At 47.8% G+C, this 16,956-nt stretch carries 16 protein-coding genes and 1 pseudogene; 9 read left to right on the top strand and 8 right to left on the bottom strand.

From position 1 onward, the window contains the following. Positions 1–292 precede the first annotated feature (292 nt). Positions 293–1,465 (top strand): ABC transporter substrate-binding protein, encoded by a 1,173-nt coding sequence (locus tag OXH00_09125; protein ID MCY3741167.1) that lies wholly within the window; start codon positions 293–295, stop codon positions 1,463–1,465. 96 nt (positions 1,466–1,561) lie between these two features. On the opposite strand, the gene OXH00_09130 is transcribed toward OXH00_09125, so the two are convergent. The 3 genes from OXH00_09130 to OXH00_09140 all read right to left on the bottom strand — a co-directional run bounded on the left by OXH00_09130 (position 1,562) and on the right by OXH00_09140 (position 5,177). Further along, positions 1,562–3,010 carry a sulfatase gene (locus OXH00_09130; GenBank protein ID MCY3741168.1) on the bottom strand — a complete coding sequence of 483 codons (1,449 nt, stop codon included), beginning with the start codon at positions 3,008–3,010 and terminating at the stop codon, positions 1,562–1,564. A 45-nt stretch (positions 3,011–3,055) separates the two neighbouring features. Next, complete coding sequence (locus tag OXH00_09135; protein ID MCY3741169.1) at positions 3,056–3,979, bottom strand: UbiA family prenyltransferase; 924 nt, start codon at positions 3,977–3,979, stop codon at positions 3,056–3,058. 109 nt (positions 3,980–4,088) lie between these two features. Next, positions 4,089–5,177: a right-handed parallel beta-helix repeat-containing protein gene (locus OXH00_09140; protein MCY3741170.1), complete on the bottom strand. Its 1,089-nt coding sequence runs from the start codon at positions 5,175–5,177 to the stop codon at positions 4,089–4,091. Between the two features lie 424 nt (positions 5,178–5,601). Here OXH00_09140 and ffh point away from each other — a divergent pair, with 424 nt between their 5' ends. The 7 genes and pseudogenes from ffh (at position 5,602) to OXH00_09175 (ending at position 10,164) form a co-directional block, all read left to right on the top strand. Continuing rightward, complete coding sequence (ffh, locus tag OXH00_09145) at positions 5,602–7,017, top strand: signal recognition particle protein (GenBank protein ID MCY3741171.1); 1,416 nt, start codon at positions 5,602–5,604, stop codon at positions 7,015–7,017. A gap of 71 nt (positions 7,018–7,088) precedes the next feature. Next, a pseudogene (gene rpsP, locus OXH00_09150) lies at positions 7,089–7,337 on the top strand (30S ribosomal protein S16). A 237-nt stretch (positions 7,338–7,574) separates the two neighbouring features. Further along, positions 7,575–7,826 (top strand): KH domain-containing protein, encoded by a 252-nt coding sequence (locus tag OXH00_09155; GenBank protein ID MCY3741172.1) that lies wholly within the window; start codon positions 7,575–7,577, stop codon positions 7,824–7,826. 153 nt (positions 7,827–7,979) lie between these two features. After that, positions 7,980–8,708, top strand: a complete 729-nt coding sequence (gene trmD, locus OXH00_09160) for a tRNA (guanosine(37)-N1)-methyltransferase TrmD (GenBank protein ID MCY3741173.1) — start codon at positions 7,980–7,982, stop codon at positions 8,706–8,708. Positions 8,709–8,782: 74 nt separating this feature from the next. Beyond that, the gene (rplS, locus tag OXH00_09165) at positions 8,783–9,127 is read left to right on the top strand and encodes a 50S ribosomal protein L19 (GenBank protein MCY3741174.1); all 345 of its coding nucleotides are present in this window, start codon (positions 8,783–8,785) and stop codon (positions 9,125–9,127) included. After that, entirely contained in the window at positions 9,105–9,731 is a 627-nt protein-coding gene (locus tag OXH00_09170; protein ID MCY3741175.1) for a ribonuclease HII, read from the top strand. The genes rplS and OXH00_09170 overlap by 23 nt, the downstream gene beginning before the upstream one ends. A 46-nt stretch (positions 9,732–9,777) precedes the next feature. After that, positions 9,778–10,164 carry a YraN family protein gene (locus OXH00_09175; GenBank protein ID MCY3741176.1) on the top strand — a complete coding sequence of 129 codons (387 nt, stop codon included), beginning with the start codon at positions 9,778–9,780 and terminating at the stop codon, positions 10,162–10,164. A gap of 12 nt (positions 10,165–10,176) precedes the next feature. On the opposite strand, the gene OXH00_09180 is transcribed toward OXH00_09175, so the two are convergent. The 3 genes from OXH00_09180 to OXH00_09190 all read right to left on the bottom strand — a co-directional run bounded on the left by OXH00_09180 (position 10,177) and on the right by OXH00_09190 (position 12,963). Continuing rightward, complete coding sequence (locus OXH00_09180; protein MCY3741177.1) at positions 10,177–11,070, bottom strand: amidohydrolase family protein; 894 nt, start codon at positions 11,068–11,070, stop codon at positions 10,177–10,179. Between the two features lie 17 nt (positions 11,071–11,087). Continuing rightward, a complete protein-coding gene (locus tag OXH00_09185) occupies positions 11,088–11,804 on the bottom strand; it encodes a phytanoyl-CoA dioxygenase family protein (GenBank protein ID MCY3741178.1) in 717 nt (238 codons plus the stop codon). 115 nt (positions 11,805–11,919) lie between these two features. Next, on the bottom strand, positions 11,920–12,963 hold the full coding sequence (locus OXH00_09190; protein MCY3741179.1) for an alanine racemase: 1,044 nt from the start codon (positions 12,961–12,963) through the stop codon (positions 11,920–11,922). A 480-nt stretch (positions 12,964–13,443) separates the two neighbouring features. On the opposite strand from OXH00_09190, the gene OXH00_09195 reads away from it, so the two are divergent. Continuing rightward, positions 13,444–14,034 carry a UbiX family flavin prenyltransferase gene (locus OXH00_09195; GenBank protein MCY3741180.1) on the top strand — a complete coding sequence of 197 codons (591 nt, stop codon included), beginning with the start codon at positions 13,444–13,446 and terminating at the stop codon, positions 14,032–14,034. A gap of 311 nt (positions 14,035–14,345) precedes the next feature. Here OXH00_09195 and OXH00_09200 read toward each other — a convergent pair whose 3' ends face one another. Then, the gene (locus tag OXH00_09200) at positions 14,346–15,656 is read right to left on the bottom strand and encodes an MFS transporter (protein ID MCY3741181.1); all 1,311 of its coding nucleotides are present in this window, start codon (positions 15,654–15,656) and stop codon (positions 14,346–14,348) included. Further along, positions 15,657–16,844: a Gfo/Idh/MocA family oxidoreductase gene (locus tag OXH00_09205; protein ID MCY3741182.1), complete on the bottom strand. Its 1,188-nt coding sequence runs from the start codon at positions 16,842–16,844 to the stop codon at positions 15,657–15,659. Between the last annotated feature and the right edge of the window lie 112 nt (positions 16,845–16,956).

Consider the following 16,956-nt stretch of genomic DNA (forward strand, 5'->3'; position numbering starts at 1 on the left):
AACATTTCATGATACACTCTGAGGAAATAATTTCATAGTTTTCATAGTAAATCAAAAAAATAGTGAATTTTGAAGTATAGGTGTAAATCCATACCACCACTGGGTTTAGGTGAAATTTACGCTGCATACTTTTTCATAGTACTATGAAATTTTCGTATTTGTGCTATGCAAAATTGCGTTGAGTGGAACAGGAAATCTGTAGGGCTATTTATCATGCCCAGAGGAACTAATTTTACTGCAATCCGAGCGAAACTTTCCCAAAATCCAAGTTAAAAAAAATAGGAGACTCAATATGAACATCAGAAAAATCATAACCTTAGCGTTTGTATTGGCTATTATTGTCCCAATTGCGAGTTTTATCGGCTGTGAACGGGTTCAGCAGGTTGTCCAACCTACCGTGCCGCAGATGGAAGGGATTGACGAAGAAATTTTAGTCGGTGCTGTCTACCCTATCACAGGGCCCTCCAGTTTGGCAGGTCCTCCGGTAGAATACGGTATTGAACTCGCTGTTTCAGAAATTAACAACTCACAACACAGCCACGTGAAGATCAAACTCATCACGGAGGACGGTCAGAGTACCGTAGAGGGCGCGGTTGAAGCCTTCAACAAACTGATTCATCAAGATAAAGTTTCTGTTATTCTCGGTCCGGGATCCTCAAGTCAGGCACAAGAGGCTTTTCCGATCGCGCACCAGAATCAGGTCGTGGCGATCAGTCCTTCCTCAGCTGCCTCCGGCTTGAGCGCAATTAGCGATTTTGTTTTCCGCACGAATCTCACCACAGACGTGCTTATTCCGAACGGAGTCAGGGTGACACAGGAGAAACTCGGGTACCAAAAAGTGGCTACGCTATTCGACGAGATTGATCTCTTTTCCCAGACCAGCGATGCGGAATTGAGGAAAGCACTGACGGATAACGGTGTTGAGATCCTCACAGCGGAGAGTTTCCAAACTGAGGCGACTGGCTTTTCCGACCAGTTCACTCGTATCAAAGCATTGAATCCTGATGCCATCTTTATCTCGGCTACAGTCGGGGACATTTCCAATATTCTGATTCAAGGACGGGCACTCGGTGTTCCTTCCGATATTCCGTTTATTGTGAATCTCACGTTGTCCAGAGATTTAGTAGCAGCTGCAGGAGATGCTGCCGAGGGGGCGATCACTTTTACGAGTTGGCATAGCACAGCAGACACGCCGGGCAACCAAGCCTTTGTTCAGAATTACAGCACCAAGTACGGAATGGAACCCAATATTTGGGCAGCGCAATTTTACGCCGCTGTTCATATCCTCGCCAAAGGAATAGCCGATGCCCAATCAACCGATCCAGAGGCGATTGCTGCTGCGCTCGCGGAGATTCGAGATTTTGATACGATCCTCGGTCCGTTCTCTTTTAACGCTGTTGGGGACGCAGTCTACGATCCGATTGTCTTGATTGTCAAAGATGGCGAATTTGAGGTTTTCGAGTAGGGGCACGTCTCAGTTAAACCAATTTTAATTATATAAAGAGAGGCTTTAGGTTGCTTTCACCTAAAGCCTCTCTTTTCATTTTAACCTTCGATTTTCTTATTCATCTGATTCTTCTGGATAGTCAATAGACCATTTGCCAGTGCCGTCGCCAGACGGTTCTTCTTTCCAGAGATCAAGGAAATTCTCAGGTGCATTATGCTCCGTGAGATGCGACATAAACAGTTCATGCAACTCCTTGACGAGTTCCATGTTATCTCCAGCGATGTTGTTCTCGGCTATCGGATCTGCATGTAAATCAAAGAGTTCCGGTCTACCGTATTCGCCGACAGGGGCGTATCCCCAGCGTTCTGTGACGAGGAATGGTGTTGTCGCCCGGCGAGGCATACGGCTATCTCGGGCACCGATATGGCAACCCGTTACGGCATATTCCCTGTGCTGTGCATCGCCATTAAGGAGCGCATTTGCGAAGGAACGTCCCTCAAACGGTTTTGGCGGATCCAAAGTAACACCAGCCAATTCACAGAGCGTCGGCATAATATCCATCGGCTGCGCGATGAGATCCAAACGTTGTCCTTGTGGGACATCACCACCAGCAACCAAGAACATCTCATGGTTAATTTCCGGGTACGTGGGCCAGTAGCGTTCATCCTTTGGATCAATGTTGGATTTGCCTGTCCGACTGTGTTCACCGATAGACATTCCGTGGTCAGATAGCACAACAACAAGCGTGTCGTCCCATAACTCCAAGTCTTCCACCTTCTGCAGAATCCGTCCAATATGTCGGTCAACGAGTTCAGATTCACCAGCATAGTGTGCCCATAGGTTGTGCAGCTCGGCATCCGTAAAGAGGGACGATAGACCGTAGTTCGGATGTAGCATCGGCGGACCGGTGTAATCCGGATCGTAGCGTTTGACGAGGTATTCGGGGGGATCCCACGGTTCGTGCGGATCAAAGAAATCTACCCAGAGGAAAAAGGGACCCGAGTTGTGATTCTCTTCCAACCATCGGATTGTGGTCTCGGAGGTCCTACCGGAGAACGTCTCCGACTCATACTGGTAGTACCGGTTCGTCCAACGGTGTGTATTCGGCAGTGTGTGCCCACGGAAGGCTGGATGCGGTCGCGTCTTCTCATTCGGCATAACGACTTTTATTTCGTCATTGAGATGGAGAAGCGGCTTGTCTCCTTCCTGTCCGCGGTGCTGGAAAGCGGCATCAAAACAGTGCTGGAAACGGACATTGAATAGGTGTGGCGTATCACATATCAGCTGTGTTGCGTATCCCTGCTGACTCAGAAGTCTCGCGATGACCGTCCGTCCACTCTGATCAATTGGCTGCCACGGGTAGTGTGGCCAGCCGACTGTTGCCGTCATAATATCTGTGCGATGTGGGACGGTCGGGAAGCTGCTCATATAGAATTTGTCAATAGCCGTTGCGCGCTCCGCCTCAAATTTATCAAGCATCGGCGTGCGAATGGGTCGTTTCGCCCGTTCACCTAAGTTGTCATACCGAAAGGTATCCGTAATAAGCAAAACAATGTTTTTCATATTTGATAATTCGTCTCCTTAATCTGTCTTACGTAAAATCGCACCTTAAACCTCTTGGCGCGTCGTTCTTAAAAGAAACAGTGTAATCAATAGCAACGGCAGAATGACCGCTGCGGAAATAGCAATAGATAGCTGCGCGCCGATAAGGCACGGAAAAAAGAGAATAGACCCCACCATTGAACCCTTCAGCGCGAAATAACCATTTTCCTCATTCGGTTGCAGGTAGAGTGAGATACGGGTGCCGACAGTCGCAATAATGCCTAAGATCACCCAAACAATATAAGACTTCTGAATGTCCGGCTCCAACCAATATGGCAAAAGTGCGATAGCGAAAGCGAGGATCGTCGCAACTGCAGAGACAAAGAGTGCCGGACGGATACCAATCTGAAGCGGTGTCGTCAGGATTCCGAGCTGTTCGTCGCGGGCAAGGTCTTTGAAAGTCGTAGTGATATGTGTTCCTAAATCGTAAAGTGTCGTAGCAGCAAAGACATACCACACCAAACGTGGCACAGTCCCACTAACAACCAAAGCCCCGAAGATACTCAGTAGCCCAATACCCAAAGGCAGGGTGAGACTCCCTAAGATGCCTTTCGCTTTGAAAATAGCGTTGTAGAGATGCGAAATCGCGACCAACCCCATCACCAGAAAACCGGTCGCAGGGTTGAGCAGGAATCCCCCAATAACACATAATCCATAGATAACACTCGCGGGTACGATCGCTTGTCGTGGTGTCAGTCGTTGTGAAGGCAGCGGACGTTCTGGGTTGGTCTGCTTGTCCGTTTCGTGGTGGAAATAGTCATTTTTTATCATTCCAGCGAAGTAGCCGAAAAGCGCAATCACCAATGCTACCGCAACACGCCCTGTGAACTTTCCCTGACTTGCGATAAGCGCGCCCGGAAGCGTCGCGACAATCGGAATCGCAAAGAGTGGATAGCGGATAAGTTCAAGATAGGCTTTGAGGCGGTTCATATCACTTTCCTATAGAATCGGAAGAAACCCCCTAAATCCCCTTATCAGGGACTTGCAAATAGGAAGAAACCCCCTAAATCCCGCTTATCAGGGGGACTTGCAAACAGGCTTAGAAATTTTCTCGCGGCACACCAGCCTCTGCCACCGGAGAATTTCTCGGTTCAAACACTTCCTCTACGCCGTAATACTGATCGCCCTGTATCCCGACTGCAAGTTCCGTTATGTTAGGTCCAACCTGTTTATTCCCTTGAATGAAATTATCCCGGAGTCTACCGCCATCATAAACCGCCCAACCGATGTTCATAGTGATGTTATTGGAAACTATCTCTGGGGAAGCGGTAGAATAACAGGTAATCGCGTTCTGGTAATTAGCACGCAGGACATTATACTGAATACGTGGCCGGGAGTCATCCTCACATGAAATTCCGTATTCGTTGGCTGTGAATTCATTGTATTCGACTTCTGGTGATGCGCTGCCTTGAAGTTTTGAACCTATGCCATTTCTGTTAAATTCGTTGCGGGTAATCGTCGGATTGGTGTTTTCACAAAGGACACCTGTATTATTCTCGCTCAAAAGGCAGCTTTCGATTTGGACGGCATCCGTTCTGGTGCTGATACCGACAGTCGCGTGTTGGATACGGCAGTACGTTAGGCGGCTATTCGGACTTGTGGCTTCAATCCGAATTCCTGCCCAATCTCCGGCTCTGGGCGGATCTGAGGTTGTGGTTTTTTGTATTTCAGTGCTCGGATTCCGTTGCTCCTGTGTCGAAAAAGGATCTGTTGCCAATGTGGAAGTGTGGGGGTCCTCTATTGGTGTTTGTTCGATTTTTCGCTGCTTGCCTAAGGATCCGAAGACGATCATACGGTCTGGTGATCCTTCGGCATAGAGTTCACCATGCACAATGAGTTCACTCGGTGTATCCGTCGGTTCAAAACCGATAATGGCTCCTGAACGGATCGTCAACGTTATACCTTCCGGCACAACGACTGTACCGGTGATATAGATTCGCCCGTCCCAGACCTCATTCTCAGTCAGTTCACCGGATTTTTCTATGATTTCTAAACTCGCACCCTCTATATCGAAATTGAACATTTCGCCTTGGCATCCGTATAACCCCGATAGGGCACAGATCAAGAAAATTAGAGCAGTATAAGGAACGGATTTCTGGTGTTGTTGTTTGATCGTTGTTGTTTTCATATTATATTTTTACCATAGATGAGGATTCCTGTCAAGCGTGAAAAAAGCCAAAGAAGTCGCGATTCGGAGAGCACTTCTACAAGGAAGAGCTTTACGCGAAAAATCTAAATTATCGGACGATTGAATGGCTCCGAAGACAGCGTCGTTGAATTCTCCTGTAATTTCGATTTTCCGATCATCAGATGTTTCTTATATGAACGAATTCTTGGTCGCTATGTTTACTAACTGCTGACTACATCTGGAAAAAAAGTTTGACATCGGCGGTAAAATTTGCTATAATTGTATAATTAGGGATTAGTGTGTCTTTACGCGCTGCTTCGCATTTAGATAACGTCGCAGATGATACATCGGCAATCGCACATTTTAGACGCTAATCGGAAATTATGAACATAACTCACACCGACAGAAAAAGGACGCAGAAACAATGTTTGAGAGTTTAAATGATAGGTTGCAAAGCACTTTCAAAAAACTCAAAGGGCAAGGGAAACTCACAGAGAACAACATCTCTGAGACCTTGCGTGAGGTGCGGCGTGCTTTTCTGGAGGCGGATGTTAACTATAAAGTAACACGTGAATTTATAGAGCGAATTAAGGGGCGTGCCCTCGGTCAAGAGGTCTTAGGTAGCCTTACACCTGAGCTGCAGATTGCCCGAATTATCGGCGAAGAACTGACCCAATTGATGGGCAATGAGGCGGAAAAGATTCAGATCGCTTCAAACGGTCCAACAGTGGTGATGCTTGTTGGCTTGCAAGGCGCGGGTAAAACGACCGTGGCAGCGAAATTAGCCCTTAGATTCCGCAAAGAGGGACGAAAACCGCTCCTCGTTGCCGCTGATGTATATCGACCGGCTGCGATTAAGCAGCTGCAAGTTCTCGGTGAACAGACGGAAACGCCCGTATTTTCGATGGGAACAGAGGTTTCTCCAGTCGAGATCGCGGCGGCATCTGTCAAGGAAGCTTTAGCACACGGACATAACTGCGTTATTATTGACACCGCGGGACGTTTGCATGTCGATGATGAATTAATGGGCGAACTTCGGCAGATTAAAGAACAAGTCAACCCTTCTGAAATTTTGCTCATCGCTGACGCGATGACCGGACAAGATGCCGTAAATGTAGCAGAGAACTTCAACAATGACTTAGACATTGACGGCGTTATTCTGACGAAAATGGATGGTGACGCTCGCGGTGGTGCTGCACTTTCGATTCGGCACATCACAGAGAAGCCGATTAAATTCATCGGTGTCGGTGAAAAGATTGAGGCAGCGTCCTTAGAAGAATTTCATCCAGAACGGATGTCTTCCCGTATCCTCGGACAAGGTGATTTCCAAACCCTGCTTGAAAAGGCAGAGGAAGTATTCACCGAAGATCAGGCGAAGGAACTTGAACGTAAACTCGTAGAAAACAAAGGCCTCGATTTTGATGATTTTCTCACACAACTTGAGCAGCTGAAAAATATGGGACCTTTGGATCAGTTGATGGATCTGATGCCCTTTAAGAACCAGTTGCCCGTCAAAAACCTTACACCAGATGAAAGCCATTTGCAAACAGCAAAAGCGATCATTCAATCAATGACGCTTGAAGAACGCAAAAACCCCCGACTGTTAGACAGAAGTCGGAAGCTCCGTATTTCCGAAGGTAGCGGCACGACCGTAAATCAGATAAACATGCTGGTTTCACAACTCCAAATGATGAATCGTATGTTAAATCAGCAAGCGGCGATGGCAATGCCACAAATGGGGGGGGCTTTAAACAAGAAGATGGGGCAGAAGATAGGCGCGCTTCCGCGTCCGAAGCGGAAGGCAGCAAGAAAACCCCGGAAGCGAAAACGCCGCAGATAGCGATAGGTGCACCTGAATTAGGTCGCCTGTGGATAAAAAAGAGCGGCACAGATACCATTAGGAGGTATTTTTTGGCAGTTAGAATTAGATTACAACGGCACGGTAGAAAGAAACGTCCTTTTTATCGACTTGTCGCGGCTGATGCACGTGCTCAAAGAGATGGCGTGTTTTTAGAACGTCTCGGTCATTACAATCCGTTAACGGATCCGGCAGATGTCGTCATTGATGAAGAGAAAGCCTTGAAATGGTTGAGGCGGGGCGCGCAGCCCTCGGATACGGCAAAGCGTTTACTCTCCAAAAGCGGAATTTTGATGAAATTTGAATACGAAAAATTGGGGAAACCGATGCCGGAAACTGAAATCGCCGAACAAGTCGTAGAGACAGATGACACCGAACCTACCGAAGCACAAGAAACAGAATCTGAAACAGGAACTCTGCTTACTGAAGAAACATCCGACGCATCCACTGAGGAAGAGTAGGGGCTGGGTTACCCAGCCCCTACACAAGTTCCGAAAATATAGGCGGTGGACGTATCTACCGAAATCCGAAAGTGAACTATGTTCAAAGATTTGATTGAATACATCGTAAAAGCTCTCGTTGATTACCCTGACGCGGTGGTGGTTCGTGAAGTAACTGGCGAAACAGTGGTTATTATTGAACTGACTGTCACAGAAGAAGATTTGGGGAAAATCATCGGTAGATACGGACGAACACTGAAAGCGATTAGAAGTGTCCTCTATACCGCCGGATTGCGAGCGAATAAAAAGGTGATTCTTGAACTGATTGATGAACCGAGTCCGGATGTGTAAATCGAAGAATAGCAGTCAGGACGGAAATCTTTCAGGTTTTCCTTTCAGCAATCAGCAGTCAGAAAAGACGTGTCTCTGCTTGGGTGTTTCCCCAGAACTATCATATCCGTCTTTAACTAATGGCTGATAGCCGAAAGCCGAAAGCGAATAAAAATGAAAATTGATGTCCTCGCCCTATTCCCGGAGATAATCGCACCGGCGTTAGAGACTGGAATACTTAAACGTGTTCAGGAGGCGGATAAACTCACCGTTAATCTTCATAACCTTCGCGATTGGGCAACTGATAAACATAAGTCGGTTGATGACTACCCTTATGGCGGTGGCGCGGGGATGATTCTTAAACCCGAACCCATTTTCGCGGCGGTTGCAGCGTTGAACTCAGAAGAAACAGCACATCTTATCTATCTGACCCCTCAAGGTACACCTTTAACACAAGCGGTCGCGGAATCGATTTCTTTGGAAAGGCATCTTATTCTGTTATGCGGGCGTTACAAAGGGGTTGACGAGCGGGTGCGTGACCGATTGGTAACGACTGAAATTTCCATCGGTGATTATGTCTTGAGCGGCGGTGAAATTGCAGCCCTTGTCTTGATTGATGCTATTGGTCGTGTACTTCCGGGTGCACTTGGGGATTACGAGTCTGCACACGTTGATTCATTCAGTCAGGAATTGCTTGACCATCCGCACTACACACGTCCTGCAGAGTTTGCTGGCATGGGTATCCCCGAGGTGCTCTTGAGTGGACATCATGAGAATATTGAAAAGTGGCGGTATGCAGAGGCACTTAAACGCACAGCGAAATACCGTCCAGATTTACTCCAGAAACTGGAACTCAGCGAGGAAGATATCGCAATTCTTAAAGCGGCGGGGTTAGCGGAGTAAACCAAAGCATACGTTTTTGAGTTTATACGGAATCATAATATCAATTTTATATGTTAGCGAAAGGAGAAATAAAGATGAACTTGATAGAATCTTTTGAGAATCAATACATGAAGAGCGACATCCCTCAATTTGGTCCCGGGGATGTTGTTAAGGTGAATACACGTATCCGTGAAGGGCAAAAGGAACGCATCCAAGCGTACGAAGGCACCGTTATTCGCCGCGCACATGGTGGACTCAAGGAAACCTTTACCGTCCGGCGCGTCGCATTCGGTGCCGGGAGTGAAAGAACTTTCCCACTTCATTCTCCGAATATTGAGAGCATTCAGGTGGTTCGATACGGCGCAGTTCGGCGAGCGAAGTTGTATTACTTACGCGATCGTACTGGCAGATCCGCACGTGTCAAAGAACGTAGAGACTAATCTGATACAGATGGACGTTTTTGAACGTGCTTGCCAACGAAGCGGTTATAAACAGATTGCGGGCATTGACGAGGCGGGTCGAGGCGCGTTGGCTGGTCCCGTCATTGCTGCTGCTGTCATTCTACCCATCAATTGTGGTATCGAGGGTTTGAACGATTCAAAGCAGTTAACACCGAAGCAACGCGACCGTTTGCATGATGAAATTTACAGGGTTGCCGTGTCTGTCGGGATCGGCTCCGTGGACAATCGCGTTGTTGACAGTGTGAACGTTCTTGAAGCAACTCTATTGGCGATGCGGCAAGCGATAGAAAAACTCACCCCCCAACCTGATTATCTCCTCATTGACGGTATAAATTTTCCTGCAATAGATATCCAAGGCGAAGCCATTAAGAAAGGCGATAGCCGAAGTTATTCTATCGCGGCTGCCTCTATTATCGCCAAAACGACCCGCGATAGACGCATGATCGCGTTGGATAGCACCTACCCCGACTATGGATTCTCCCAACACAAAGGCTACCCCACATCACAGCATCGCCAAGCGATTGCTCAGTTTGGTGCCTCGGACATTCATCGGCACACCTTCAAACTACTGCCAGATGCTTAAAAAGGTGCGTGCTTGAACACACACGATATTCAAAGGAAGCACACGGATGAATCGTTCACGCTTGGACATCGCAAAAACAGGTGAATCGTTAGCGGTTGCGCACCTCAAAGCGCGCGGCTATGAAATTCTTGAACGGAATTACCGAGCCGTCCGCGGTGAGATTGATCTGATCGCACAAGATGGTGATTTTATCGTTTTTGTGGAAGTTAAGACGCGGCGCAGTCTCAAATTCGGACTACCGCAAGCGGCTGTAACTATCCAGAAACAGCGACAGATTTCCAAAGTGGCTTTGGCATATCTGCAAGCCAAAAACCGCTTTGATGCTCCGTGCCGTTTTGATGTTATAGCGATTCATTTGTCACCGCAGCTCGAATTGTTAAAACTTGAACAGATTGAGAGCGCATTTGAATTCCAAACCAAAAGCAGATTCTGAACTGCCTCCGCTTTATAGGTCGGGGAACCTTAAAATCCGTTTCGCATTCCCTCCCATAATGTCTGCGAGTTCTGCTTCAGATAGATTTGGTAATAATTCCGCTATAACCGTAGTCAATTTACCATAACCCGGTTCTTCCAATATCCATGGAAAATCGGTTGCCCACATCAATCGTTTCGCACCAAAGCCGCTCAGAAGTCCGCTGTGCCATCCTGCCAAATCTTTATAAGGAAATTCTTCCCTGCTAAAAGCATACTGACCAGAGAGATGCACATTCACATTTTCAAAGCGCGCCAGTCGATAAGTAGTGTGCATAGTGAGGTTGTAACCTGTCACCTGTATCTGAGGTCTCCCGAATTCGTCCCAACTGAATTTGCCTTTTCCTGGGCACACGGCGAGATGATTTAGCACAACACGAACCTGTGGGAATGCTTGTATCAGGTATGGTAGGAGATGCGCGTTGATGGCGTTCGGATAAAGCCATAGAACAGAGTCCCGTTCAGCAGCATATTTCCAAATCGGATATGTCTCAAACTCGCGGACATCCATTTTCGCGAAAATATCACGTGGTCCACCGAATGTTGAGAGCCGGAACCCAATAATTCCAGTGTCATCTGTCAATTGCGCCATGTGTTCGGCAGGGTTCGGATGTCCCTCAGGAATCAGTCCGATGCCCAGAAACCGGTTTGGGTAGTCTTTGAGGCATTGCAGCAGATAACGATGGTTTGCTATACTCGCACCAGCCATCTGGACAAGGACCGCCTGATCAATCTGATGTTTTTCCATCTCGTCTAAGAGTTTTTCGACAGGTTCTTCCCGTTCCGCGGGCCAAACGTCTGATGTCTCCCTCGGAAACTCGGAGGAGGCTTTCGTGAATACGTGCAGATGCGCGTCAATTCGTGGCATAGGATACCGTCCTTTGATTAACCGTCCAAGCTAAATAATTTACGACGTTCAGACGTCTGACAGTAGTCTGAGATGGATGCATACTGTTTTGGTCCAATGCGTCCGGGGGTTCGCTTCTCGTAAATCAGGATAATCGACTTACGCGGTGTATCAGAATGATTGTCCATCGAAACGTGCCATCCACACGAATTGAACATAATCGCAGTCCCGGCTTTACCAGGGAAGGTTTTGTGTCCGGTCATACTCTCTTGCCGCATCGGACGCGTGTAGGGACCGGCAGCTGGTTTATGACTGCCTGGCACGAAGCCGAATTCCCCACTTCCTGGCTCGACATCGTTGACGTAGATTTGCACCTTGATATGGAGTGGATTGCTATGACCTACATCGGGGTGCCAACCTGTATAACTCACGGGCCACGGTGCCACAGTCCGAACCTGCGGTCCTAATAGGATTAGATCGTGATCTGTGAACGCCATCAACGCGCCGTAATAGCTTGGATAGTCAATAATATCAATGAAAACCGGATCCTTCTCAAGCGGGTTTGGGATGTCATAAAAGGTTGCGACGGCTTCCCCCGCTTCGACTCTATCCAGCCATTCCGCTTTGCATGCGTCTGCCCAATAGTCGAAAGCGGTTTGGAGACGCTTAAGATCCTCCCCTTGAATTGCGTTTTCAAAAACGAGATACCCTTCTTCTTCCCATTGTGCTTTTTGTTCGGGTGTCGGTAGAATCATGATTTCCCCCTCTTGATGTGTTTGGGTGATGTGAGCAGGCGACAACGGAAGCCTGCGGTGCTTAAGAGAAAACCGTTATTAAATAAAAAACTATTTTTACACGCCTTGCGCTAAATTAAAATACTTTGCCTCTACCTGTGATTTGCCATATTGCCTCTACTTTATCGCCGCGTATACCTACCAGCTCATCGTGGAGGTTACTCGTCATCCCTTGATGTAGCGGGATAACCGAGAGCTGCTCTCCTACCTTAAATCGGTGTGAACATTCACTAACATTGACATGCCCGTGTTCGACCGACATGCCATAAATCTTCGCGTCAGGATGCTCAATGATATGTCCATAAGGCGTTGGTGGGTAACTGGCGAAAGTCTTCATCCCACCATCAATAATAATCCGCTCAGGTGTTGGCGTGCTGACAACGGTTGTGATAACACGCAACACACACCTTTCGGGCGTTAGCATCTCCGAACTCCCGATGCGGGTCATACCTTCGTAGACATAAGAACCGCTACGGGTTTCCGTACAACCGATCTCTTTTGATGCCGCTTCCGAACCTGTACCACCGCCACTGATAATGTTCACCGGAATCCCGTCGTTTGAGAGCAAGTCAAGCGTCTCTTCTATAAACGGTTTCGCTCGCGCGTTGCTCGGATACGTCATGATACCTTGAAAATCAATGCCTTGCATTTTCATAACCTGTTGCGCGAGACGTTGTGCTGCTTGGGGTGATTGCACACCACAACGTCCACTTCCGGTATCAAGTTCCACGATAACAGGCACAACACAGCCGTCAGCAATTGCTTGTCGAGAGATACCGGTTGCGGTCTCTTCTGAATCGAGTGCGACGATAATTCGGGCGCGTTGAACGAGTGCCGTCAACCGTTCCAGTTTCGGTTTCCCGACGATGTTATATGGGATAAGGATGTTGTCAACGTCCGCATCCACCATCACCTCTGCTTCGCCTAACTTCTGACAGGTGATACCTTGTGAACCCGCAGCGATTTGCAGTTTAGCGATTTCTGGTACCTTATGTGTCTTCGTATGGACGCGCAGTGGAATACCGAGTTGTTGACAGTGCTGTGCCATTCCGTCTATGTTCCGTTCAAGCACATCCAGATCTGCGACAAGTGTTGGTGTATCCAATTCGGTGATGTTCATTAGGTCCCTCGTGATGGTACTACATCAGATAAACTTCTGCGTTTATAGTAAATCCCATAATTATTTGCACACACGGTAACTCGTAGGGGCTGGGTTACCCAGCCCTACGAAGATGCGAAGTGTAAACACATTTTCCGATTTTACTATAATATACCCATTGTGCACTTTTCTGTCAAGTCGCTCGTGCCACAACGGCTGGACATTCAATTGTCCGTTTTTGGTGTTGTCCTTTTCGCAGGTGTTAATACTTCATATATGTTATGTTTTTTAAAAAATCCCAGAAAAATTCGCAGCCTGTCGCAGCCTGTCGCAGCGAATTCTAAAAAAAAAACGTCCAATCCAATAATTTCTTAAAATTGAATGACCTTGCACCACAGCGGTTTACCCTTGATATTTCCCCTGAAATTGTTATAATTACACTGTACGGGCGCGACACAATTTGAGGTATAGGCATAATTTTTTCTGAGGAGCATCTAAAAATTGAAACGATTAATTGTAGGAATAACAGGCGCGAGTGCAGGCATCTATGGAGTCCGCCTGCTTGAGGTTCTCACACAACATGAGGATATAGAGATACATCTGACGATTTCCGCATCCGGGGCACGGGCTTTATCGGAAGAACTTCAGATCGAAATAGACCTCGATAACTTTGAATTGGAATCGCTTATTGGCGTTTCTTCACCGCGGGTTATCTACCATCATGAATCGGACATCGCGGCACCGATTGCCAGTGGCTCTTTTCGGACTGAGGGAATGATTGTCGTGCCGTGTAGTATGGGAAGTATCGCTTCTATTGCCGGAGGTATCTCACGTAACCTTATCCAACGCGCGGCGGATGTGTGTATCAAGGAGCGACGTAAACTTGTACTTGTACCGCGCGAGACCCCGTTAAGTTCAATTCATTTAGAAAATATGCTCAAGTTATCACGTATAGGTGTCTGTGTGTTACCTGCGATGCCGGGATTTTACCACTTTCCAAAAGATGTGGATGATCTGCTCAACTTTGTTGTGACCAAAATCCTTGATCAGTTTGGGATAGATACAAAACTGATTCAGCGCTGGAAAGAATAGTTTTTTAACTTACCTTGCGGACGAATAACGTAGATTAGAACCTTGATGTGTCTGTCTCAAGAGTCGCCTGCGCCGTTGTTGCAGGCTTGGTTTTCTTAGTAATTTTCTTTCCATGGAGATACCACTTGCTGATGAGACACCCATGCAACAATACTGTTGCTTTTTAGATTAGGACTTACGCATGCTGCTCTTTTGTAGCATAGGAAACCGTTGGTCTCCTGTGCCAAGAGAACATCTGCGTTTTTTCCAAGCACTCCACTTAACACGGGCTGCTAAAATCAAAATTGCGTAAGTCCTATAGATGTAAGCATCTATTTTTCCGCTACTCGGCTGTGATGTCTCTGCCACAACCACCACAGCAATGCTGGAATAAGGTTTAGTACTGCCATTCCCCGTAAGATAGCCTCTACTTGAAACCGATCTAACAACGCACCAATGATCAGTGAACTGGCTCCACCCATGAGTGTAAAAAAGGCAAACTCAGCACCGAAGATGCGTCCTCGAATCTCGTTTGGAGCACGTTGGAGCAGCAATTGCGTTGAAAACACCCATGCGATGCCACCTCCGATGCTCCTGACGAACCCACCGAAAAGCACAGTCCCGAAATCAAGAAGGGGCGCGATGATAGCGATTCCGATCGCCGCAATCACATAACCGAAACTAATACTCATCCTGAGCGGTTTGTCTCGGTCTCCGGTCCAACGCCGAGCGAGAATCGGCCCAACCCCACTGCCGATGCCGTTCATACAGTACATCATCCCTAAACTGAGCGCGCCGCCAACCCCGATAACGAAATAATTTTTGGCGATTTCAACCAGTATGACCTGAACGCCAGTAGACATTAGAAGGGATATCGCCGCCTTATGCATCGCTATAAAAAGAATATCAGGGTGCTGAAACATATAGCGCAACGCCGTTACCTTCGCACGTCCGGGAGTTGCTGCCGTTTCGGAGGATGACCTGGGTAGCCTAATCTTCAGCAAGAGTCCTGCTGAAATAGCAAAGGTGAAACCATCAATAACGAAGGCTGTCTGGCTCCCAAAAAGCCCTGTTGTTAAGCCACCGATGGCAGCACCGACTGCCAGCATGACCGACCAGGTCGCAGCACCGAGCGTATTGGCAGTACCGAGTTCCTGTGGGGAGGTGATGTCTGGTAGGATTGCGCTCCGTGCGGGACTGAAGAAACCGCTTACGCCAAACAGAAGGACCGTGAGGGCATAAAGCAACCAGATATCGCTTGCGTCTCGTACGAAAAGAAAACCGAGAACAACGACAGCACGTACGAGATCAGTGATGATTAACAGATGCTTCCGGTTGTAGCGGTCGGCACATATCCCCGCGAGTGGAGAAATGACAAATGGTGCCAACATCCTAATTGTAAACAGAACGCCTAACGCGAGACCTGACCCAGTCAACTCAGCAATCAATATTGCAGAGGCGATGAGGTTGAACCAATCCCCAAGTAGGCTGACAACCTGTCCACCCCAGAGCCAACGGAAATTAGGATTCTGCCGCATTAGTTCAATATAGCCGATCGGTTTTTGTGGGTAACTGCTCGACGCATCCGTCTCTCGCTGTCGATCTATCGCAGACTTTATTGGGGTACGTTCCTGTTTAGACAATTACAGACCCCACCGCTCATTGATCGGTTTCTGGTAAACTTCAATATCTCCTGCTACTACCGCCTCATAGTCCACTGCTTGACCACATGCGTTGGATTCGTAAATTGCTTCGCAGATCGATTTTGCGCGGAGTCCGACTTCGGCATCAAGTTCGGGTGGACGCTTGTTCGCGATTGCATCTGCGAAATCGTAGCATTCCAGTACTACGCCATCGGTGAAATTGTGCGGGAAAAGCCTCGATTTTTCTTCATCTGATAGGCTTGCCATGTAATCAGCGATAAGGCTCTCCATACTATGGCGGGTCCCATCCTTGAGTACGACTTCCGCACCATCAAATGGACCGTGGAAGATGTCTCCATCGTCGAGCAAACACCCTTCACTCCCATAGTAGACGACGTGATTGAAGTTGTGTCCAATGGCTGCCCATGTACACGTCCAAAGTCCGATGACCCCGCTTTTGAAGTTGATGGTCGCTACCCATGTGTCCTCTTGTTCGTTCTTAACGATTTCGCCAGCCTTGGTAACTCGCAAGTCCTCGAACTGACAAACACGCGCATACACAGTACTCGGATCACCGAAGAGGTAGCGCAGCGTATCACAATAGTGTGCCCCGGAGTCCATGACCATACCACCGCCACCGAGCGTCAGGTCAAGTCGCCAGTGCCAATCGCTTTCCGGATTTGGTGCCCGATAACTGGCGTGCTGAGCGGAAAACGTCCATAAATCACCGAGCATCTGTTTTTCGTTCATCAACCATTCCGCTGTACGGCGACTCGGCATCCGGCGAATATTCTCAGCGGTTGCAGCAATTTTGTTATTGGCTTTTGCGGCGTTAATAATCGCATGGGTCGCTTTGACGGTAACGCCCATCGGTTTTTCTACCATGACGTTGACCCCGTTGTTGAGGCATTTTATCGCATTGATGTGATGGTGTGCATGCGAAGTGCAGATGTCTGCGCCGTCCAAATCCACAGTTGCGAGCATCGTATCGGTATCATCAAAGACAGCTGGTTTTTTACCCGTTACCGCTTTGACGCGCTCGGCGAATTGATCCGCCCGATCTTTGACTTCATCGCACATCGCGACGAGTTCGACTTTCCCTGGCTCTGTTTGATGTATTGTAAGATAGGCGTTGAGATGACCATTTGCCATCCCACCGCATCCGATAATTGCAATCTGAACCGCCATGATTTCCCCTTTTTGGTGAGAGTGTCAATCTGATGTGTTACAATACCACAGATGCGTTTTTTTCGCAAATTAAGGCATGTTTTTACGAACTCAGTTGTCCGCTAACAGAAAA

It is taken from the genome of Candidatus Poribacteria bacterium (assembly GCA_026706025.1).
GTDB lineage: Bacteria > Poribacteria > WGA-4E > WGA-4E > WGA-3G > WGA-3G.